The sequence below is a fragment of the Bacillus mesophilus genome (assembly GCF_011008845.1).
Lineage (GTDB): Bacteria > Bacillota > Bacilli > Bacillales > SA4 > Bacillus_BS > Bacillus_BS mesophilus.
The window spans coordinates 189,642-208,271 of the sequence record NZ_JAAIWM010000001.1 but is presented as its reverse complement, the minus strand read 5'-3'; the positions used below and the strand labels follow the sequence as shown (position 1 = coordinate 208,271).

15 protein-coding genes are annotated in these 18,630 nt (G+C 38.9%); 14 read left to right on the top strand and 1 reads right to left on the bottom strand.

What is annotated here, in order from left to right; translation table 11 throughout:
- Positions 1-115 precede the first annotated feature (115 nt).
- The 13 genes from G4D63_RS01020 to pyrE all read left to right on the top strand — a co-directional run bounded on the left by G4D63_RS01020 (position 116) and on the right by pyrE (position 13,987).
- The gene (locus tag G4D63_RS01020) at positions 116-445 is read left to right on the top strand and encodes a TraR/DksA C4-type zinc finger protein (protein WP_163176806.1); all 330 of its coding nucleotides are present in this window, start codon (positions 116-118) and stop codon (positions 443-445) included.
- Between the two features lie 267 nt (positions 446-712).
- Positions 713-1,201: a signal peptidase II gene (gene lspA / locus G4D63_RS01015; RefSeq protein ID WP_163176804.1), complete on the top strand. Its 489-nt coding sequence runs from the start codon at positions 713-715 to the stop codon at positions 1,199-1,201.
- The gene (locus tag G4D63_RS01010) at positions 1,176-2,090 is read left to right on the top strand and encodes an RluA family pseudouridine synthase (RefSeq protein WP_163176802.1); all 915 of its coding nucleotides are present in this window, start codon (positions 1,176-1,178) and stop codon (positions 2,088-2,090) included. The genes lspA and G4D63_RS01010 overlap by 26 nt, the downstream gene beginning before the upstream one ends.
- Positions 2,091-2,288: 198 nt before the next feature.
- Positions 2,289-2,831: a bifunctional pyr operon transcriptional regulator/uracil phosphoribosyltransferase PyrR gene (gene pyrR / locus G4D63_RS01005; RefSeq protein WP_163176800.1), complete on the top strand. Its 543-nt coding sequence runs from the start codon at positions 2,289-2,291 to the stop codon at positions 2,829-2,831.
- 162 nt (positions 2,832-2,993) lie between these two features.
- Positions 2,994-4,301, top strand: a complete 1,308-nt coding sequence (locus tag G4D63_RS01000; protein WP_163176798.1) for a solute carrier family 23 protein — start codon at positions 2,994-2,996, stop codon at positions 4,299-4,301.
- A gap of 172 nt (positions 4,302-4,473) precedes the next feature.
- On the top strand, positions 4,474-5,406 hold the full coding sequence (locus tag G4D63_RS00995) for an aspartate carbamoyltransferase catalytic subunit (RefSeq protein WP_163176796.1): 933 nt from the start codon (positions 4,474-4,476) through the stop codon (positions 5,404-5,406).
- Entirely contained in the window at positions 5,373-6,662 is a 1,290-nt protein-coding gene (locus tag G4D63_RS00990; RefSeq protein WP_163176795.1) for a dihydroorotase, read from the top strand. Before G4D63_RS00995 ends, G4D63_RS00990 begins: the two co-directional genes overlap by 34 nt.
- Positions 6,659-7,753: a carbamoyl phosphate synthase small subunit gene (locus G4D63_RS00985; RefSeq protein WP_163176793.1), complete on the top strand. Its 1,095-nt coding sequence runs from the start codon at positions 6,659-6,661 to the stop codon at positions 7,751-7,753. Before G4D63_RS00990 ends, G4D63_RS00985 begins: the two co-directional genes overlap by 4 nt.
- A complete protein-coding gene (carB, locus tag G4D63_RS00980; protein WP_163176791.1) occupies positions 7,746-10,958 on the top strand; it encodes a carbamoyl-phosphate synthase large subunit in 3,213 nt (1,070 codons plus the stop codon). Before G4D63_RS00985 ends, carB begins: the two co-directional genes overlap by 8 nt.
- Positions 10,955-11,734 (top strand): dihydroorotate dehydrogenase electron transfer subunit, encoded by a 780-nt coding sequence (locus G4D63_RS00975; protein ID WP_163176789.1) that lies wholly within the window; start codon positions 10,955-10,957, stop codon positions 11,732-11,734. Before carB ends, G4D63_RS00975 begins: the two co-directional genes overlap by 4 nt.
- A complete protein-coding gene (locus G4D63_RS00970) occupies positions 11,731-12,672 on the top strand; it encodes a dihydroorotate dehydrogenase (RefSeq protein ID WP_163176787.1) in 942 nt (313 codons plus the stop codon). The genes G4D63_RS00975 and G4D63_RS00970 overlap by 4 nt, the downstream gene beginning before the upstream one ends.
- Positions 12,645-13,358 (top strand): orotidine-5'-phosphate decarboxylase, encoded by a 714-nt coding sequence (gene pyrF / locus G4D63_RS00965; protein WP_163176785.1) that lies wholly within the window; start codon positions 12,645-12,647, stop codon positions 13,356-13,358. The genes G4D63_RS00970 and pyrF overlap by 28 nt, the downstream gene beginning before the upstream one ends.
- Entirely contained in the window at positions 13,355-13,987 is a 633-nt protein-coding gene (pyrE, locus tag G4D63_RS00960) for an orotate phosphoribosyltransferase (RefSeq protein ID WP_163176783.1), read from the top strand. Before pyrF ends, pyrE begins: the two co-directional genes overlap by 4 nt.
- 27 nt (positions 13,988-14,014) lie before the next feature.
- On the opposite strand, the gene G4D63_RS00955 is transcribed toward pyrE, so the two are convergent.
- A complete protein-coding gene (locus tag G4D63_RS00955) occupies positions 14,015-15,724 on the bottom strand; it encodes an Rqc2 family fibronectin-binding protein (RefSeq protein WP_163176781.1) in 1,710 nt (569 codons plus the stop codon).
- Positions 15,725-15,895: 171 nt separating this feature from the next.
- On the opposite strand from G4D63_RS00955, the gene G4D63_RS00950 reads away from it, so the two are divergent.
- Positions 15,896-18,574: a calcium-translocating P-type ATPase, SERCA-type gene (locus G4D63_RS00950; protein WP_163176779.1), complete on the top strand. Its 2,679-nt coding sequence runs from the start codon at positions 15,896-15,898 to the stop codon at positions 18,572-18,574.
- Positions 18,575-18,630: the final 56 nt, after the last annotated feature.

Genomic DNA, 18,630 nt, shown 5'->3' with positions numbered 1-18,630 from the left:
AATTAGTTTAGCGAATGATATGAATGAGAGGAAAATCTTGTTGCTTTTATTTTCTTGACAAGAGGATACACTACATGATACACAACCAACTCAACATCTAAGAGGAGGCGTTTTGATGAACATGGATTTTAATGAAATTCATTCTGAACTTCTCGTGATGAAACAAGAACTAGAAAGTCGGTTACAGGATGGTAGCGGAAGTGTTTATGAAGAAATGGCTACCGAACCACTTTTTCGTAACAATCAAGACGAAAAAAAGATTCTCATTCAAAAGCATATTCAGGACGATTTAATCGATGTAAAACGGGCATTGATTAAGATTGATTTTGGAATTTATGGCTACTGTGAAGAGACAGGAGAACCAATTCCTCTAGAAAAACTAAAAACTTTGCCAACAGCTAGATCTCTTCAGGATTTTACTTATAGTGAATTAGTAAGAGTGTAGACGCTAGAAATAGCGTCTCTTGGTTTTGTATGCTAAAAATAGGGTTTTGGAGCGACGTGCATAACAGAACCTTCTTTCCTTCTCCAGGGAATCTTGTGACTACACCGGAAATAAGGGACGAGATATAATTTTTACTTTTGTTAAAAATGAAACAATTAGAATTAAGCAGCTTTCATATCAAAGCTATGATATGCTTAACTACATTGTATGATTGGAATACTCTATGTTAAAATCAGGTAGTAACTTATCTGAAGCGGGGGAAAACTATTGGTGTACTATGCTATTGCAACAATTATAGTCTTGTTAGATCAATTTACTAAATGGTTAGTTGTAAAATATATGGAACTAGGAGAAAGTATTCCTCTTATTACAAATTTTTTATATCTAACCTCTCATCGAAATAAAGGAGCAGCCTGGGGGATCTTACAGGGACAAATGTGGTTTTTCTATATCATAACCACCATTGTTATTATTGGTATTGTTGTATTCCTCCAAAAAATGCCTAAGCAAGAAAAGTTGATGGGCTGGTCTCTTGGTTTCATGCTTGGAGGAGCAATTGGAAATTTTATAGACCGTTTATTTCGGAAGGAAGTCGTAGACTTTATAAATACATATATTTTTACTTATGATTTTCCAATATTTAATATTGCGGATTCTGCATTAGTAATTGGTGTAGGGCTTTTCTTTATTCATACATTATTAGAAGGAAAGCAAGAAAAGGAGAAACAGCATGGAACAGGTGACATACAAAGTTAGTGAAGTAGAACATTTAGAAAGAATTGATAAATTATTATCGTCCATGAATGAGGAATGGTCTCGTTCTCAAGTACAACAATGGATTAAAAACGATCTAGTGGTTGTAAACGAAAATGTAGTTAAAGGTAACTATAAGTGTAAAACAGGTGACACGATTACTTTAACCGTTCCAGAGCCTGAACCTTTAGATGTCGAGCCAGAAGAAATGAATCTTCAGATTTATTATGAAGATTCTGATGTCTTGGTTGTAAACAAGCCGAGAGGGATGGTCGTTCACCCGGCACCTGGTCATGTCTCTGGTACGTTAGTAAACGGGTTAATGGCTCATTGTAAGGATCTATCAGGTATTAATGGAGTAATGAGACCAGGAATTGTCCATAGAATTGATAAAGATACTTCAGGTTTATTAATGGTAGCAAAAAATGATATGGCTCATGAATCCTTAGTAAATCAGCTAGTTCATAAAACCGTAACTAGACGTTATAAAGCAATCGTTCATGGAGTTATACCACATGACAAAGGAACCATTGATGCTCCAATTGGTAGAGATGAAAAAGATCGTCAAAGTATGACCGTTACTGAAAAGAATAGTAAAGATGCAGTGACTCATTTTCAGGTTTTACAAAGATTTAAGGATTTTACTTATGTGGAGTGCCAACTAGAAACAGGGCGTACCCACCAAATTCGTGTTCATATGAAATATATTGGTTATCCGCTTGCAGGTGATCCTAAGTATGGACCGAAAAAAACGATTGAACTAGATGGACAAGCATTACATGCAGGCGTATTAGGATTTGACCATCCAAGAACTGGTGAATACCTTGAGTTTGAAGCTGCATTACCTAAAGAGTTTGAAGAGGTGTTGGACTGGCTTGAAAAAAGAAGTTGACAAAATTCGAGCTGACTGACATAATTACCTTAATAACATATGGCCCTTTAACACAGTCCTGTGAGGCTGAGAAGGAAACGGAGTAAGTATAAAAGGGGGTACCCTTGTATCCTTTTTATACTCTAAGTCTATCCTCTCACTGACAGTGAGAGGATTTTTTTATACTTCTTTTCAGGGTAATAGAAGAGGTGAGCTAAAGTGACGTTTAAAGCAATTGTACTGGATGACCAAGCAATACGCAGAGCATTAACCCGAATCGCACATGAAATCATTGAAAGAAACAAAGGCATAGAAGATTGTGTGTTGATCGGAATTAAAACAAGAGGAATCTACATCGCCCAGAGGTTAGCTGAAAAAATTGAGCAAATAGAAGGTAATAAGATACCAGTTGGCGAGGTAGATATCACCCTTTACCGTGATGACTTATCAAAGAAAACCGAAAATCAAGAACCATTATTCAAAGGCTCTGATGTTCCGGTTGATGTAACTAACCAAAAGGTAATATTGGTTGATGATGTTTTGTTTACCGGAAGAACGGTTCGAGCTGGAATGGATGCGTTAATGGACTTAGGACGACCTGCTCAAATACAGCTTGCTGTCTTAGTAGATCGTGGTCATCGTGAACTACCAATCAGAGCAGATTTTGTGGGCAAGAGCATACCGACATCAAGTTCAGAGAAAATAGTAGTAGAATTAACTGAAGTTGATCAGGTTGAACAAGTTACGATACACGAGAGATAAATAAATAAACCCTTTTAAGTTAGTCCAGAGAGGCTGCAAAGGGTGGAAGGTACTTAGCTAATAAGTATATTCTGCCTCTTTGCAACCTAGCAAAGAGGTTTTTTATTTGAAACAATTGGAACATAGAGAGAAAACAGATAGACACATAGGGGGAACACGTATATGAAATCCAATAAAGAAATCATTTTAGACATACATGAGAAACCATCGGCAGTAAACTGGTTTTCACTTAGCTTTCAGCATCTATTCGCAATGTTCGGTGCCACCGTTCTTGTCCCGTTTTTAACAGGCTTAAGTCCAGCTGTTGCATTACTATCAAGCGGACTTGGAACCCTTGCATTTCTAATTATCACAAAAGGTCAAGTGCCAGCTTATCTAGGATCATCATTCGCCTTTATTGCACCAATCATAACTGCCACAGCACTAGGTGGACCAGAAGCAGCAATGCTAGGAAGCTTTTTAGCAGGTCTTGTATATGGAGTGGTCGCACTAGTCATCAAAGCAGTAGGTTACAAGTGGTTAATGAGATTATTACCGCCAGTTGTTGTAGGACCGGTCATCATTGTCATTGGATTAGGTCTTGCAGGTGTGGCAGTTAACATGGCAATGCTTGAAAATCCAAGTGATCCCTCAACATACAGCTTGCTTCACTTGTCAGCGGCACTTGTAACATTAATTTTAACTGTAATCTTCTCAGTATATCTAAAAAAAGGCTTTCTAAGCTTGATTCCAGTATTGCTAGGAATCGTAGGTGGATACATTTATTCTTACTTTGTTGGGTTAGTAGATTTTACAGGTTTAAAAACTGCTAAGTGGTTTCAAATGCCAGAATTCGTTACATTTTACACAGGGGTAGATTTTTCTTGGAACATTGTTTGGCTAATGGTTCCTGTAGCAGTAGTAACATTATCAGAGCATATTGGTCACCAAATGGTGTTAAGTAAAGTGGTCCATCGTGATTTAATTGCTAAACCAGGTTTACATCGCTCCATCATGGGTGATGGAGTTGCAACGATTATTGCTTCATTAATTGGTGGACCACCAAATACAACTTACGGTGAGAACATTGGTGTACTAGCAATTACGAAGGTGTTTAGCGTGTTTGTTATTGGTGGAGCAGCTGTGTTAGCAATCACTTTTGCATTCATCGGAAAAGTAAGTGCAATTATAAGTTCTATTCCAACCCCGGTAATGGGAGGAGTATCCATTCTCTTATTCGGAATCATTGCATCTTCAGGATTAAGAATGATGGTTGATTCTAAAATCGATTTAGGTAAAAACCGTAACTTAATTATCTCTTCTGTCATTCTAGTGATTGGAATTGGCGGAGCAATTATAAAAGTTTCAGAACACTTTGAGGTTCATGGAATGGCTCTTGCTGCCATCCTTGGAATCGTGTTAAATCTAGTCTTGCCTGATCGTGAAGTAGAATCAGGGGATGTTTACGACATAAATGACAATCTTAAATAGTTCACCTTTTAAATAAGTCCAGAGAGGCTTTCAAGGGTGTAGTAGAAGGAAGAGTATTTTAAACGCTTCCTTCTGGTTTCTTACACCCTTTTCTATAGAAGAAAAGGGTGTTTTTTTATAAGCTGTGTACTTAATAAGTTAGTGCTTTTTAAATGAATGGGGAGATGACAAAATGAAGCATTTAGTGAAAATGAGTGACTTATCTACTATTGAAATTCAACAATTATTAGATGAGGCAGAACGTTTTGAAAGAGGAGAGAGCTGGAAGACAGAAGGCGATCAATTTGTCGCAAATTTATTCTTCGAGCCTAGTACTCGTACTCGCTTTAGTTTTGAGGTTGCAGAAAAGCGACTAGGTCTTCAGGTGGTGAATTTTGAAGCTACCAATTCAAGTGTGCAAAAAGGAGAGTCCCTTTACGACACAGTTAAAACACTTGAGTCCATTGGAATTGATGCACTGATTATTCGCCACACGGAAGATAACTATTTTGAAAAGTTAATCTCAAAAATTAATATCCCAATCATTAATGCAGGAGATGGGTGTGGACACCATCCTACTCAGTCTCTGCTAGATTTATATACGATCAGAAAAGAATATGGTAGATTTCATGGGCTTAACATTGTCATTGTTGGTGATATCAGACATAGTCGAGTAGCAAAATCAAATGCAGAAACGCTTACAAGACTTGGTGCAAACGTATATTTCTCAGGACCAAGAGAATGGATTGATGAAAATAATCCAAATGGAACATATATAGAACTTGATCAAGGAATTGAAAAGGCTGATGTAGTTATGCTCCTCCGAATTCAACATGAAAGACACGGTGAGAAAAACGGACTTACTGCATTGGAGTATCATAAACAGTTTGGCTTAACACTCGAAAGAGAAGCTAGAATGAAGCCGGGAAGTATCATTATGCATCCAGCACCTGTGAATCGTGATGTTGAAATTGCTGATTCTTTAGTTGAATGTGAAAGGTCAAGAATCTTTCAACAAATGAAAAATGGTGTGTTTGTAAGAATGGCAGTACTTAAAGAAGTAATGACTAGTAATAAGGGGGAGATTGGCAAATGGCAACAATACTTAAAAATGGGAAGCTTTTAAACGAAGAGGGTCAGTTTATTCTAGGTGATATTAAAATAGAAAATGGAATACTTACTGAAATAACATCTTCCATACAATCTTCTGATCAGGATCAAGTGATTGATGTTCAAAACCAACTTGTTGTACCCGGTCTAGTTGACCTTCATGTCCATCTTCGTGAACCAGGTGGAGAGCATAAGGAAACAATTGAAACTGGAACAAAGGCAGCTGCTAGAGGTGGATTTACAACTATTGCTCCCATGCCTAACACAAGACCAGTACCTGATACAAAAGAACAAATGGAATGGCTTCAAAACAGGATTAAAGATACATCTTCTGTGAATGTATTACCTTATGCATCGATTTCAGTAAGGCAGCTCGGAGAAACATTAACCGACTTTGCTGCATTAAAAGAAGCTGGAGCATTTGCTTTTACTGATGATGGAGTAGGGGTGCAAAGTGCAGGGGTAATGCTTGAAGCGATGAAAAGAGCCGCAAGTCTTGATATGGCAATCGTTGCACATTGTGAGGATAACACCCTCATAAATAAAGGTTCTGTTCATGAAGGAGTATTTTCAGAATCTGCAGGAATCAATGGCATCCCTTCAGTTTGTGAATCAGTCCATATCGCGCGTGATGTATTGTTAGCAGAGGCAGCTGGGTGTCATTATCACGTTTGTCACATTAGTACAAAAGAATCTGTTCGTGTTGTAAGAGATGCAAAAAGAGCAGGAATCAAAGTAACCGCAGAAGTAACACCGCACCACCTTTTATTATGTGAGGAAGACATTCCAGGATTAGATCCTAATTATAAGATGAACCCACCTTTAAGAGGAAAAGAAGATCAGCTAGCACTCATTGAAGGACTATTGGACGGTACGATCGATTTTATCGCAACAGATCATGCACCACATACTGCTGCTGAAAAAGCAGAAGGAATGCAAGCAGCACCGTTTGGAATTGTTGGACTAGAAACTGCCTTCCCACTTTTATACAGCCACTTTGTGGAGAAAGGTCATATTACTCTTAAGCAACTTGTTGATTTTCTAACAATAAAACCAGCAGATGCTTTTAACCTTCCATACGGAAAACTAGAAGTAGGTTCGAGAGCAGATCTTACAGTTATTGATTTAGAAAAAGAAGAAGCAATTGACCCTGCTATGTTTTTATCAAAGGGGAAAAACACACCGTTTACAGGTTGGACTTGTAAAGGTTGGCCACAGTTAACGATTGTTAATGGAAATATTGTTTGGGAAAAGGAGAACGTGACGGTATGAAAAGACAGCTCATTTTAGAGGATGGAACAGTATTTGTAGGAGAGGGCTTTGGAAGCACAGAGCAATCGATCGGTGAAGTGGTGTTTAATACAGGTATGACGGGCTATCAAGAAATCCTATCTGATCCTTCCTATTGTGGTCAAATTGTCACTCTTACTTACCCATTGATTGGTAATTATGGTGTTAATCGTGATGACTTTGAATCTATTAACCCAGCAATCTCTGGTTTTATAGTGAAAGAGGTTTGTGAAACTCCTTCTAACTGGAGAAGTCAATTTACACTTGATGAATATTTTAAGGCGAAAAATATTCCTGGACTATCAGGAATCGACACTAGAAAGCTAACAAGAATTATCCGTCAATACGGAACACTTAAAGGTGCCCTTTGTTCAATGGACGTTACCGTTGAAGAAGTTGTTCAGAAGCTAAAAGGTGAAGTACTACCTGTTAATCAAGTAGAACAAGTATCAACAACTAATCCTTACCCTAGCCCGGGCAGAGGAGATCGCGTAGTATTAGTGGACTTTGGTATGAAGCACGGAATTCTTCGTGAGTTAAACAATCGTAATTGTGATGTAGTGGTGGTTCCTTATAACACAACGGCGAAGGAAATTCTTCAATTAAACCCAGACGGAATCATGTTAAGTAATGGACCTGGAGATCCAAAGGATGTTCCTGAAGCAATTGAAATGATCTCTGAAATTTTAGGAAAAGTTCCTTTGTTCGGAATTTGCCTAGGGCATCAGCTCTTTGCACTTGCTTGTGGTGCCAATACAGAGAAAATGAAGTTTGGTCACCGTGGATCAAACCACCCGGTAAAGCATATACAGACTGGAAAAGTAGCCATCACATCTCAAAATCATGGATATACAGTTGAAGAAGAGTCTTTAGTGAATACACGCTTAGAAGTCACTCATATTGCATTAAACGATGGGACGGTAGAAGGCTTACGTCATCTTGATTTTCCTGCTTTTACTGTACAATACCATCCAGAAGCTTCACCAGGACCAGAGGATGCAAATGAACTATTTGATGAATTTCAATCATTAATTGAACGTAGCAAAAAGGGAGAGGTAAAAGAATATGCCTAAAAGACATGATATAGAAACGATACTTGTAATTGGATCAGGCCCGATTGTCATTGGTCAAGCAGCAGAATTTGATTATGCTGGAACACAAGCATGTCAAGCATTAAAAGAAGAAGGCTATAAAGTTATTCTTGTTAACTCAAACCCAGCAACGATTATGACAGACTCAGAAATGGCAGATAAAGTGTATATCGAGCCTTTAACAGTAGACTTCGTAAGCAAAATCATTCGTAAGGAACGTCCGGATGCCCTACTACCTACATTAGGTGGTCAAACAGGTTTGAATCTGGCAGTGGACTTAGCAAAAGCTGGAGTACTTGAAGAATGTGGAGTTGAAATTCTTGGTACAAAGCTTTCTGCTATCGAGCAAGCGGAAGACCGTGACCTGTTCCGTCAATTAATGAATGAACTAAATCAACCAGTTCCTGAAAGTGATATCATCCACACCCTTGAGGAAGCATATAAGTTTGTTGGAGAGGTTGGTTACCCTGTAATCGTTCGTCCAGCCTACACATTAGGTGGCACAGGCGGTGGGATTTGTGAAAATGAAGAAGAATTAATTGAAATCGTTACAAGTGGATTAAAAAATAGCCCTGTAACACAGTGTTTACTAGAAAAGAGTATTGCTGGCTTTAAAGAGATTGAATATGAAGTAATGAGAGATAGCAGTGACCATGCAATCGTTGTTTGTAATATGGAAAATATAGATCCGGTTGGAATTCATACTGGAGATTCTATCGTAGTAGCACCAAGTCAAACCTTAAGTGACCGTGAGTATCAGTTACTTCGTAATGCTTCACTTAAAATCATTCGTGCTCTCAAAATCGAGGGTGGATGTAACGTCCAGCTAGCACTTGACCCAGATAGCTTTCAATACTATGTAATTGAAGTGAATCCCCGTGTAAGTCGTTCATCAGCATTGGCATCTAAAGCAACTGGGTATCCAATTGCAAAGCTAGCAGCAAAAATTGCAGTCGGTTTAACGTTAGATGAAATGATGAACCCCGTAACAGGTAAAACATATGCATGCTTCGAGCCGGCACTTGATTATGTGGTTTCGAAGATTCCAAGATGGCCATTTGATAAGTTTGAATCAGCAAACCGTAAGCTTGGAACCCAAATGAAGGCGACTGGGGAAGTAATGGCGATTGGACGTACTTTAGAAGAATCTCTACTAAAAGCAATTCGTTCTTTAGAAGCTGGTCTCTATCATTTTACAGAAGAAACCTTCCGTAGCTTAACAGATGAAGAAATTCAAAGACGAATTACAAAAGCAGATGATGAGCGTTTGTTCATTGTCGGAGAAGCTTTAAGAAGAGGGATCACGATTGAGCAAATCTTTGAATGGAGCAAAATCGACTTGTTCTTCCTTCATAAATTCGCAAATATTGTAAAGATGGACCAAGAGTTAAGTGACAATCAAGGAAATTTAGAAGTTTTAACAAAAGCAAAACGAATGGGTTTTTCTGATAAAGCCATTGCAAAGTTTTGGAATAAGCCTGAACAAGATATTTATGAATTGAGAAAGCAACATAACCTTCTTCCAGTCTATAAAATGGTTGATACATGTGCAGCAGAATTCGAATCTTCCACTCCATATTATTACGGAACCTATGAAGACGAAAACGAGTCAGCAATGACAGAAAAGGAAAGTGTACTAGTACTTGGTTCTGGGCCAATTCGCATCGGGCAAGGTATTGAGTTTGATTATGCGACAGTTCACTCTGTATGGGCGATTAAGGAAGCAGGTTATGAAGCAATTATCATCAACAATAACCCTGAGACGGTTTCAACTGATTTTAATACTTCTGATAAGTTATACTTCGAACCGCTAACGGTTGAGGATGTTATGCATGTTATTGAAGTAGAACAACCAATTGGTGTAATCGTACAATTTGGTGGCCAAACTGCCATCAACCTAGCTGCTGGACTAGCAGAAAAGGGTGTAAGAATACTTGGAACATCTCTTGAAGATTTAGATCGTGCTGAGAACCGTGATAAGTTTGAGAATGCTCTATCGACACTAGGTATACCGCAACCAGAAGGAAAGACTGCAACATCGGTAGAGGAAGCAATTGTAGTAGCAGATCGCATTGGTTACCCGGTCCTAGTTCGCCCGTCATATGTGCTTGGTGGAAGAGCTATGGAAATCGTTTATCACCAGGATGAACTATTACACTACATGGAAAATGCAGTGAAAATCAACCCAGAGCATCCTGTTTTAATTGATCGTTATTTAACGGGTAAGGAAATTGAAGTCGATGCTATTTCAGACGGTGAAACTGTCTATATTCCTGGAATCATGGAACATATTGAGCGTGCAGGTGTTCACTCAGGAGATTCAATCGCTGTGTACCCTCCGCAAAATTTAACGAAAGAAATTAAACAAGAAATTATTGATTATACAATTAAGCTTGCAAAAGGTTTAAACATTATTGGACTATTAAACATACAATTTGTTATCGCAGACCATCAAGTATACGTGTTAGAAGTTAACCCAAGATCTAGTCGTACGGTTCCATTTTTAAGCAAGATAACTGGAGTGCCGATGGCTAATCTAGCAACTAAAACCATTTTAGGTACATCTTTAAAAGAATTAGGATATGAAACAGGCTACCACCCGGAATCTAGTGGGGTGTACGTGAAAGCACCTGTATTCTCCTTTGCCAAGTTAAGAAGAGTAGACATAACATTAGGACCTGAAATGAAGTCTACAGGCGAAGTTATGGGTAAAGACGTAACGCTCGAAAAAGCACTTTATAAAGGACTAGTTGCTTCTGGTATCTCTGTCCCATTGTATGGTTCTGTATTATTCACAGTTGCTGATAAAGATAAGGAAGAAGCGTTAAGCATTGCAAAGAGATTTCATCAAATTGGCTACAATATTTTAGCAACTGAAGGTACAGCAGCTTATATGCAGAAGGAAAGTATTCCTGTAAAGGTTGTTAATAAAATCGGTGCTGAAAAACCAAATCTTATTGATGTCATTCGAAAAGGCCAAGCACAGTTTGTTATTAATACCTTAACTAAAGGCAAACAACCAGCTCGTGATGGCTTTAGAATTCGTCGTGAATCAGTAGAAAATGGTGTAGCGTGTTTGACAGCACTTGATACGGCATATGCGATTTTAGGAGTGTTAGAATCTATGACATTCCAAGCACAGGCAATGGAGCTAACAACTCGTAAACAAGAGGTGGTCTTAGCGTGATTCAACAGGAATGGATGACGATTATTGAGCAGAAAACGATTGCGAAGGATATTTTTGAGCTAACTGTACAAGGCAATATGGTTGACTCTATGAAAGAACCTGGGCAATTCGTGCATATCAAGGTCTCTCCTGGGGCTGTGCCACTGTTGAGAAGACCCATTAGTATATGTTCGGTAGACTCGGTGAAGCAACAATTCACGATGCTTTATCGTCGAGATGGCTTAGGAACGTCTACCCTATCTGAAAGAGTAGCAGGAGATCAAATAAATATATTAGGTCCATTAGGGAACGGGTTTCCCATTGAGGCAACACAAGAGGGAGAAACAGCTTTATTAGTTGGGGGAGGTATTGGCGTCCCTCCTCTTTATGAGCTCTCTAAACAGTTAGTTAAAAAAGGTGTCAAGGTGATCCATGTACTTGGCTTTCAGTCGATTGAGAACACCTTCTATGAGTCGGAATTCAGGGAACTAGGAGAAACGTATGTAGCAACCGTTGATGGTACATACGGTACACCTGGATTTGTAACAGATGTAATTGAAAGATATGAACTTACATTTGATACGCTGTACTCTTGTGGTCCAACTCCAATGCTTCGTGCATTGGAGGAGCGCTATAAGGAAGCTAGAGCATACTTATCTTTAGAGGAAAGAATGGGCTGTGGAATTGGAGCTTGTTTTGCATGTGTTTGTCGTGTTCAGAATGATGAAACTGGCTATGCGTATAAAAAAGTTTGCAGCGACGGTCCAGTATTTCCAATAGGCGAGGTGGTTTTATGAGTCGATTAGCGATAGAGCTACCAGGCTTATCTTTAAAAAATCCAATTATGCCGGCCTCGGGATGCTTTGGTTTTGGGAAAGAATATGGCAAGCTTTATGATCTTAATACACTTGGTGCGATTATGATTAAAGCAACAACTGTAGAACCTAGATTCGGTAATCCAACTCCAAGAGTGGCTGAGACTTCTTCCGGTATGCTAAACGCGATTGGCTTACAAAATCCAGGGCTAGAAAAGGTCATTTCAGAGGAATTATCATGGCTAGAGCAATATGAAACACCAATCATTGCAAATGTAGCAGGATCTGTTGTTGAGGATTATGTAATGGTAGCGAGAGAAATCTCCAAAGCAAAGAATGTTCATGCTCTTGAGCTTAATATATCATGTCCGAATGTAAAAACAGGGGGTATTGCTTTTGGGACGATTCCAGAAGTAGCTGCCGATGTAACAAGACGGGTAAAGGAAGTATCTGAGGTTCCTGTCTATGTAAAGCTTTCACCAAATGTATCCAATATTGTGGACATGGCTAAAGCCGTTGAGTCTGCTGGCGCAGATGGATTAACGATGATCAATACATTATTAGGTATGAGAATAGACCTTAAAACAGGTAAACCTATATTAGCTAATCGTACTGGTGGATTATCAGGGCCGGCTATTAAGCCAGTAGCGATTCGAATGATTTATGAGGTAAGTCAACAAGTGTCAATCCCGATTATTGGGATGGGTGGTGTCCAAACTGCGGAAGATGTCATTGAATTCCTGTATGCAGGTGCTAGTGCAGTGGCAGTAGGAACAGCTAATTTTGTTGATCCGTTTGTCTGTCCAACCATTATTGAAGAGTTACCAGGTTTACTTGACGAATTAGGCTATGACCACGTTACAGAATGTATCGGAAGGAGCTGGAACAAGGTATGCAGCACCCCCTTATCATTGCGCTAGATTTTAAGAATTTACAAGAAGTACAGGCCTTTTTATCTCCTTTTAAAGGCAGAGAGTTATTCGTTAAAGTGGGCATGGAACTGTTTTATAAAGAAGGGCCAGAGATCATTAAGTACTTAAAGAATGAAGGCTATCAAATATTCCTAGATTTAAAGCTTCATGATATCCCAAATACAGTGAAAATGGGAATGCGAAGTCTAGCATCTCTTGGTGTAGACTTAGTAAATGTACATGCAGCCGGTGGTAGAGTGATGATGGAGGCTGCTCTTGAAGGGTTAGAAGCGGGCTCTATTTCTGGGAAAAGACCAAGGCTCATTGCTGTTACACAGCTTACTAGTACGTCTGACGTGATGTTAAAAAGTGAACTATTAATTCAGCAATCTTTACAAGAAACAGTAAAGTCATATGCCGTGTTAGCTCAGAAATCTGGTTTAGATGGAGTGGTGTGCTCTGTATTGGAGGTACCTATGCTGAGAGAGGTATGTGGAGACAACTTTTTAACAGTCACACCAGGCATTCGTTTAGCTGATGACGCTAAAAATGACCAAACCAGAATTGCAACTCCCGCTGAGGCGAGAAATGCTGGTTCTAGTATGATTGTGGTTGGAAGAAGTGTTACTAGTGCAGAAAATCCAGTACAGAAGTATGAAGAGATGAAAAAACAGTGGGACGGTGCAACGGTATGAAAAATCAAATCGCTAAGCATTTATTAGAAATTGGAGCAGTATCATTACAGCCTAACGATCCTTTTACATGGTCTTCAGGGTTAAAATCTCCTATATATTGTGACAACCGTTTAACGATGTCCTATCCAGCAGTACGTAAGGATATTGCTAAAGGTTTACAAAATACAATTAAAGAACACTTTCCTACAGTGGAAGTAATCGCAGGTACTGCAACAGGAGGAATCGCCCCTGCAGCTTGGGTAAGTGATGTGATGGAGCTACCTATGTGTTACGTTAGGGGTGCAGCAAAAAGCCATGGTAAAGGTAAGCAAGTAGAAGGTGCTGTAAAGCCAGGTCAAAAGGTAGTAGTAATAGAGGATCTTATTTCTACAGGCGGAAGCTCCCTTGCGACGGTTGAGGCTTTAAGAGCAATGGGCTGTGAAGTATTAGGGATAGCGGCCATTTTTTCATATGAGCTTGATGCTTCTAAAAAACGCCTTTCAGACTTAGAGGTAGATGCTTTCTCTGTAACTACCTTTACTGCATTAGCAGAAGTAGCTGCAGCAGAAGGGAAAATATCTAATCAGGACTTAGAAAAACTTGAAAAATGGAGACAAAATCCTCAAGATGAGTCTTGGGTTACAGCATAAAAAATAAGGATCGTCACAAGACGATCCTTATTTTTTTAATTGTAATACCAAGTCTTCATTAGGAGTTACATAGACAGTTTGTTGATTGTCATATATTACAAATCCTGGCTTTGATCCACTTGGTTTTTTTACATACTTAATCTTCGTATAATCTACAGGGACAGAGCTCGAATTCCTGGCTTTACTAAAGTAAGCAGCTAGATTGGCAGCTTCTAAAATGGATGCATCATCTGGTTCTGTCTGCTTGATCACAACATGTGAACCCGGTATGTCCTTTGTATGAAACCACCATTCTTCACGGTGTGCTATTTTATTTGTAAGATAATCATTTTGCTTATTGTTTTTCCCAACTAAAATAGATGCACCAGTACTTGATGTATATTCCTCTAAGTTAGGTTTTTGCGGCTTATTTTTCTTATTTCCTTTTTTCTGTTTAGCTTTTACATAGCCTTCTTCTTCAAGTTCTTCTCTAATCTCTTGGATATCCTTTGGGGATGCAGTCTCCATTTGCTGAAGAAGAGATTCGAAATAAGCCTTTTCCGCTTTTGCATTTTCAATCTGCTCTAACACAAAATGTACTGATTTTTTAGCCTTTTGGTACTTTATATAATAGCTTTGTGCATTATCAGATGGTGATTTTAACGGATTAAGTGGAATGGTAACATTACTATTGGACTCATCATAATAGTTTTCTACCTCAATACTTTTTAATCCCTTTTTTAGTCTATACATATTGGCTGTTAGAAGTTCACCTAACAACTGATATTCCTCAGCCTTACCAGCATCTTGTAAGGTCTTTTGGAGCTTAACTAACTTCTTATCATTTTTATCCTTTTCATTTCGGATAAATCGTTCAAGATCATGACCTTGTTGTCTAACACGGTCACGCTCTGCCTTACCGTAATAAAAGCGATCAAGCATCTCACTCGGTGAATGAAATGTTTTTATTTCTCCACCCAGATGGTGAAGAGCAAACGCATAAAAATACTCTTTTTGATTTCCAGCTATAATACTAGGCTGAAACTCACCTTGTTTTACTTTCTCAATAAGAGCAAAAAATGACTGAGATAGTGCCATTTTCCCATTAATCCCAGCTCCATTTACGACCTCTGATGCAAATAATGGAGAGATCCCACTGAATGCCCCTACAATTTGATTTGCCAGTTTACCAGCGTTAAAATCTAACTTTCTTAGAAATGTGTCTTCATCAATAGTTAGTGGATTAAGCTTCTCTTGTGCAGGAGGACTCATATATTCATATCCGGGTAAAATCGTTCGATGACGATTAACAGCTGGTGAAATATGCTTAATACTATCCAGTATGATCTTTCGGTCCTTTTCAACTAACACAATATTACTATGCTTTCCCATGATCTCAATGATGAGCATTTTATTTGTTTCATCACCTAATTCATTTCTTCCTCTAGTTTCTATATGAATGATTCTTTCCATATCGAGCTGCTCTACAGAGGTAATGACATTGCCCTCTAGATGCTTTCTTAAAAGCATACAAAACATTGGTGGCTCTGAAGGATTCTCATACGCTTCATTAGTAAAATGAAGTCTTGAATAAGACGGATTTGCAGAAATTAATAGTTTAAAGGTTTGTCCATTTCCGCGAATATGGATCAAAAGCTCTTGTTTATAGGGTTGATAGATTTTAGAAATTCGACCACCTAGTATATTCTTTTTTAACTCCTCTGTAATGGCCCTTGTAACAACACCATCAAATGACATAATAACACCCTCTCACCCATACACAGCAATCTAGTTTAAATTCATCATCATTCTTGAAATAGAACAATTGTAATAAGTATAGCATTTTTTACAACTTGTCTGAATAAGATTTCCATGAGAGAGGACAAACATACGTCTTGATTAAACAGAGAAAAGGTGTGAGATTACCAGATGAAATGGTATGAGCTGCGTACAGAGGATGTGGAAAAACAAGTAAATACAAATTATGAGAAAGGATTAACGACGAAAGAGGTAAAAAAACGTCTTGAGCAATTTGGCTTTAATGAACTAAAGGAAGCAGAGAAGCCTAACATGTTCTTATTGTTTCTAGCTCAGTTTAAGGATTTTATGGTGCTTGTTTTATTAGCTGCAACTCTAATATCAGGCTTACTGGGAGAATACATTGATGCAATTGCTATCATTGCTATCATTATAATTAATGGTTTTCTAGGATTCTTTCAGGAACGTAAAGCAGAAAAGTCCTTAGATGCACTAAAAGAGCTGTCTGCTCCCCAAGTGATGGTCAAGAGAGATGGAAGTTGGGTTAAGATAGCTTCGTCTGAGCTGGTTGTGGGGGATGTTGTTAAGTTTGCCTCAGGTGACCGGATTAGTGCAGATATTCGAATTCTTAATTCGAGTAGTTTAGAAATCGAAGAATCAGCCTTAACAGGGGAATCCTTACCAGTCCAAAAGAAAACCAATTCCATTAGTGGTCAAGATGTAGGGATTGGTGACCAAGAAAACATGGCATTCATGGGTACAATGGTTACGAGAGGTTCAGGTGTAGGTGTCGTTGTGGCAACAGGAATGAATACAGCAATGGGCCAAATCGCTGACCTATTACAATCCGCTGAAACGATGATTACTCCTCTTCAACGAAAGCTTGAACAGCTTGGAAAGATTTTAATCACAGTTGCATTAATTTTAACTGCTATTGTAGTTCTCCTAGGAGTGCTGCAAGGTCATGATGTGTACAGCATGTTCCTTGCCGGGGTATCTCTAGCTGTTGCAGCAATACCTGAAGGGCTGCCTGCAATTGTAACGGTGGCGTTATCACTTGGTGTTCAACGAATGATTAAAAATAATGCGATTGTTAGAAAGCTTCCTGCAGTTGAGACGCTTGGTTGTGCTTCTGTTATTTGTTCCGACAAGACAGGAACGATGACTCAAAACAAGATGACCGTTACCCACCTTTGGTCAGGTGGCAAAACATGGACAGTTTCAGGAACTGGCTATGAACCAGATGGTCGTTTCTATGAAGGTGAAGATATCATTCAACCGAAAGACGTAAAGTCTCTTCATCAGCTCCTTACCTTTGGATTGCTTTGTAATAATGCCGATATAAGACAAAAGAAAAAGGACTTTGCATTGGATGGTGATCCGACAGAAGGAGCTTTAGTCGTATCAGCCATGAAAGCTGGACTAACTAGAACACTGCTTCAAGAGCAATTTGTCATTGAAAAAGAATTTCCTTTTGACTCTAATCGAAAGATGATGTCTGTCATTGTTCGTGATCCAAACGGAAAGAGATTTGTCGTAACAAAGGGTGCTCCGGATGTTCTCATTCAAAATAGTGAATCGATTTTATGGGACCACAAGCAGCAGTTTCTATCTACTCGTCTAAAGGATGAGGTTGAGGGTGCTATTGAAGAATTAGGAGCACAGGCACTTCGTACAATCGCTGTTGCGTTTAAGGCATTAGGTCCATCAGAGACTGTTTATAATGAAATCGATGCAGAGAAGAACTTAATTTTTATTGGTCTACAAGGTATGATTGATCCTCCAAGACCTGAGGTAAAACTAGCTGTAAAAGAATGTAAAGAGGCTGGTATCCGTACAGTCATGATTACTGGAGATCATATCATCACGGCAAAAGCAATTGCTACTCAGCTTGGCATTCTACCACTTGGTGGGAAAGTGGTGGAAGGTAAAGAATTAGCTAATATGTCTGTTGAGGAATTAGAGGACATTGTAGAAGATGTATATGTCTTTGCACGTGTTTCCCCTGAACATAAGCTAAAAATAGTTAAGGCACTTCAAAATAACGGACATATCGTTGCGATGACTGGTGATGGTGTTAACGATGCACCAGCAATCAAGGCATCTGATATTGGAATTGCGATGGGGATTACTGGAACAGATGTAGCCAAAGAAGCTTCTTCGCTTGTGCTACTTGATGATAACTTTGCAACCATCAAGGCAGCAATTAAAGAAGGACGAAATATATATGAAAATATTCGAAAGTTCATTCGATACCTACTTGCTTCAAATGTAGGAGAAATCTTAGTCATGTTGTTTGCAATGTTACTAGCACTTCCTCTACCGTTAGTACCGATTCAAATTCTATGGGTAAACCTAGTAACGGATGGTTTACCGGCAATGGCTCTTGGCCTTGATCAGGCCGAGGGAGATGTGATGAAACGCGCACCACGGAATCCAAGGGAAGGTGTGTTTGCAAGGGGACTTGCTTGGAAAATTGTCAGCCGTGGATTTTTAATTGGTGGTGTCACCCTTGCTGCATTTATGATTGTCTATTCTAATCAGCCTGATAATCTGATGTATGCCCAAACAGTGGCATTTGCTACATTAGTTATGGCTCAATTAATTCATGTGTTTGATTGTAGAAGTGACCGCTCCATTTTTCACCGTAATCCGTTTGAAAATATGTATCTAGTCTTTGCGGTTATTTCATCCATCATCTTAATGCTCATTGTTATTTACTATCCACCACTTCAACCTGTCTTCCATACAACAGATATCATGCTGAGAGATTGGTTATTGATCTTAGGCTTATCAGCAATTCCAACATTTTTACTTGCTGGATCGATGCTGTTTAGAAGACGTGCTTAGTAAAAGAGGGAAGGACCTGCCTGATTTTGGGTAGGTTTTTTGCTTTTGAGTGAGGA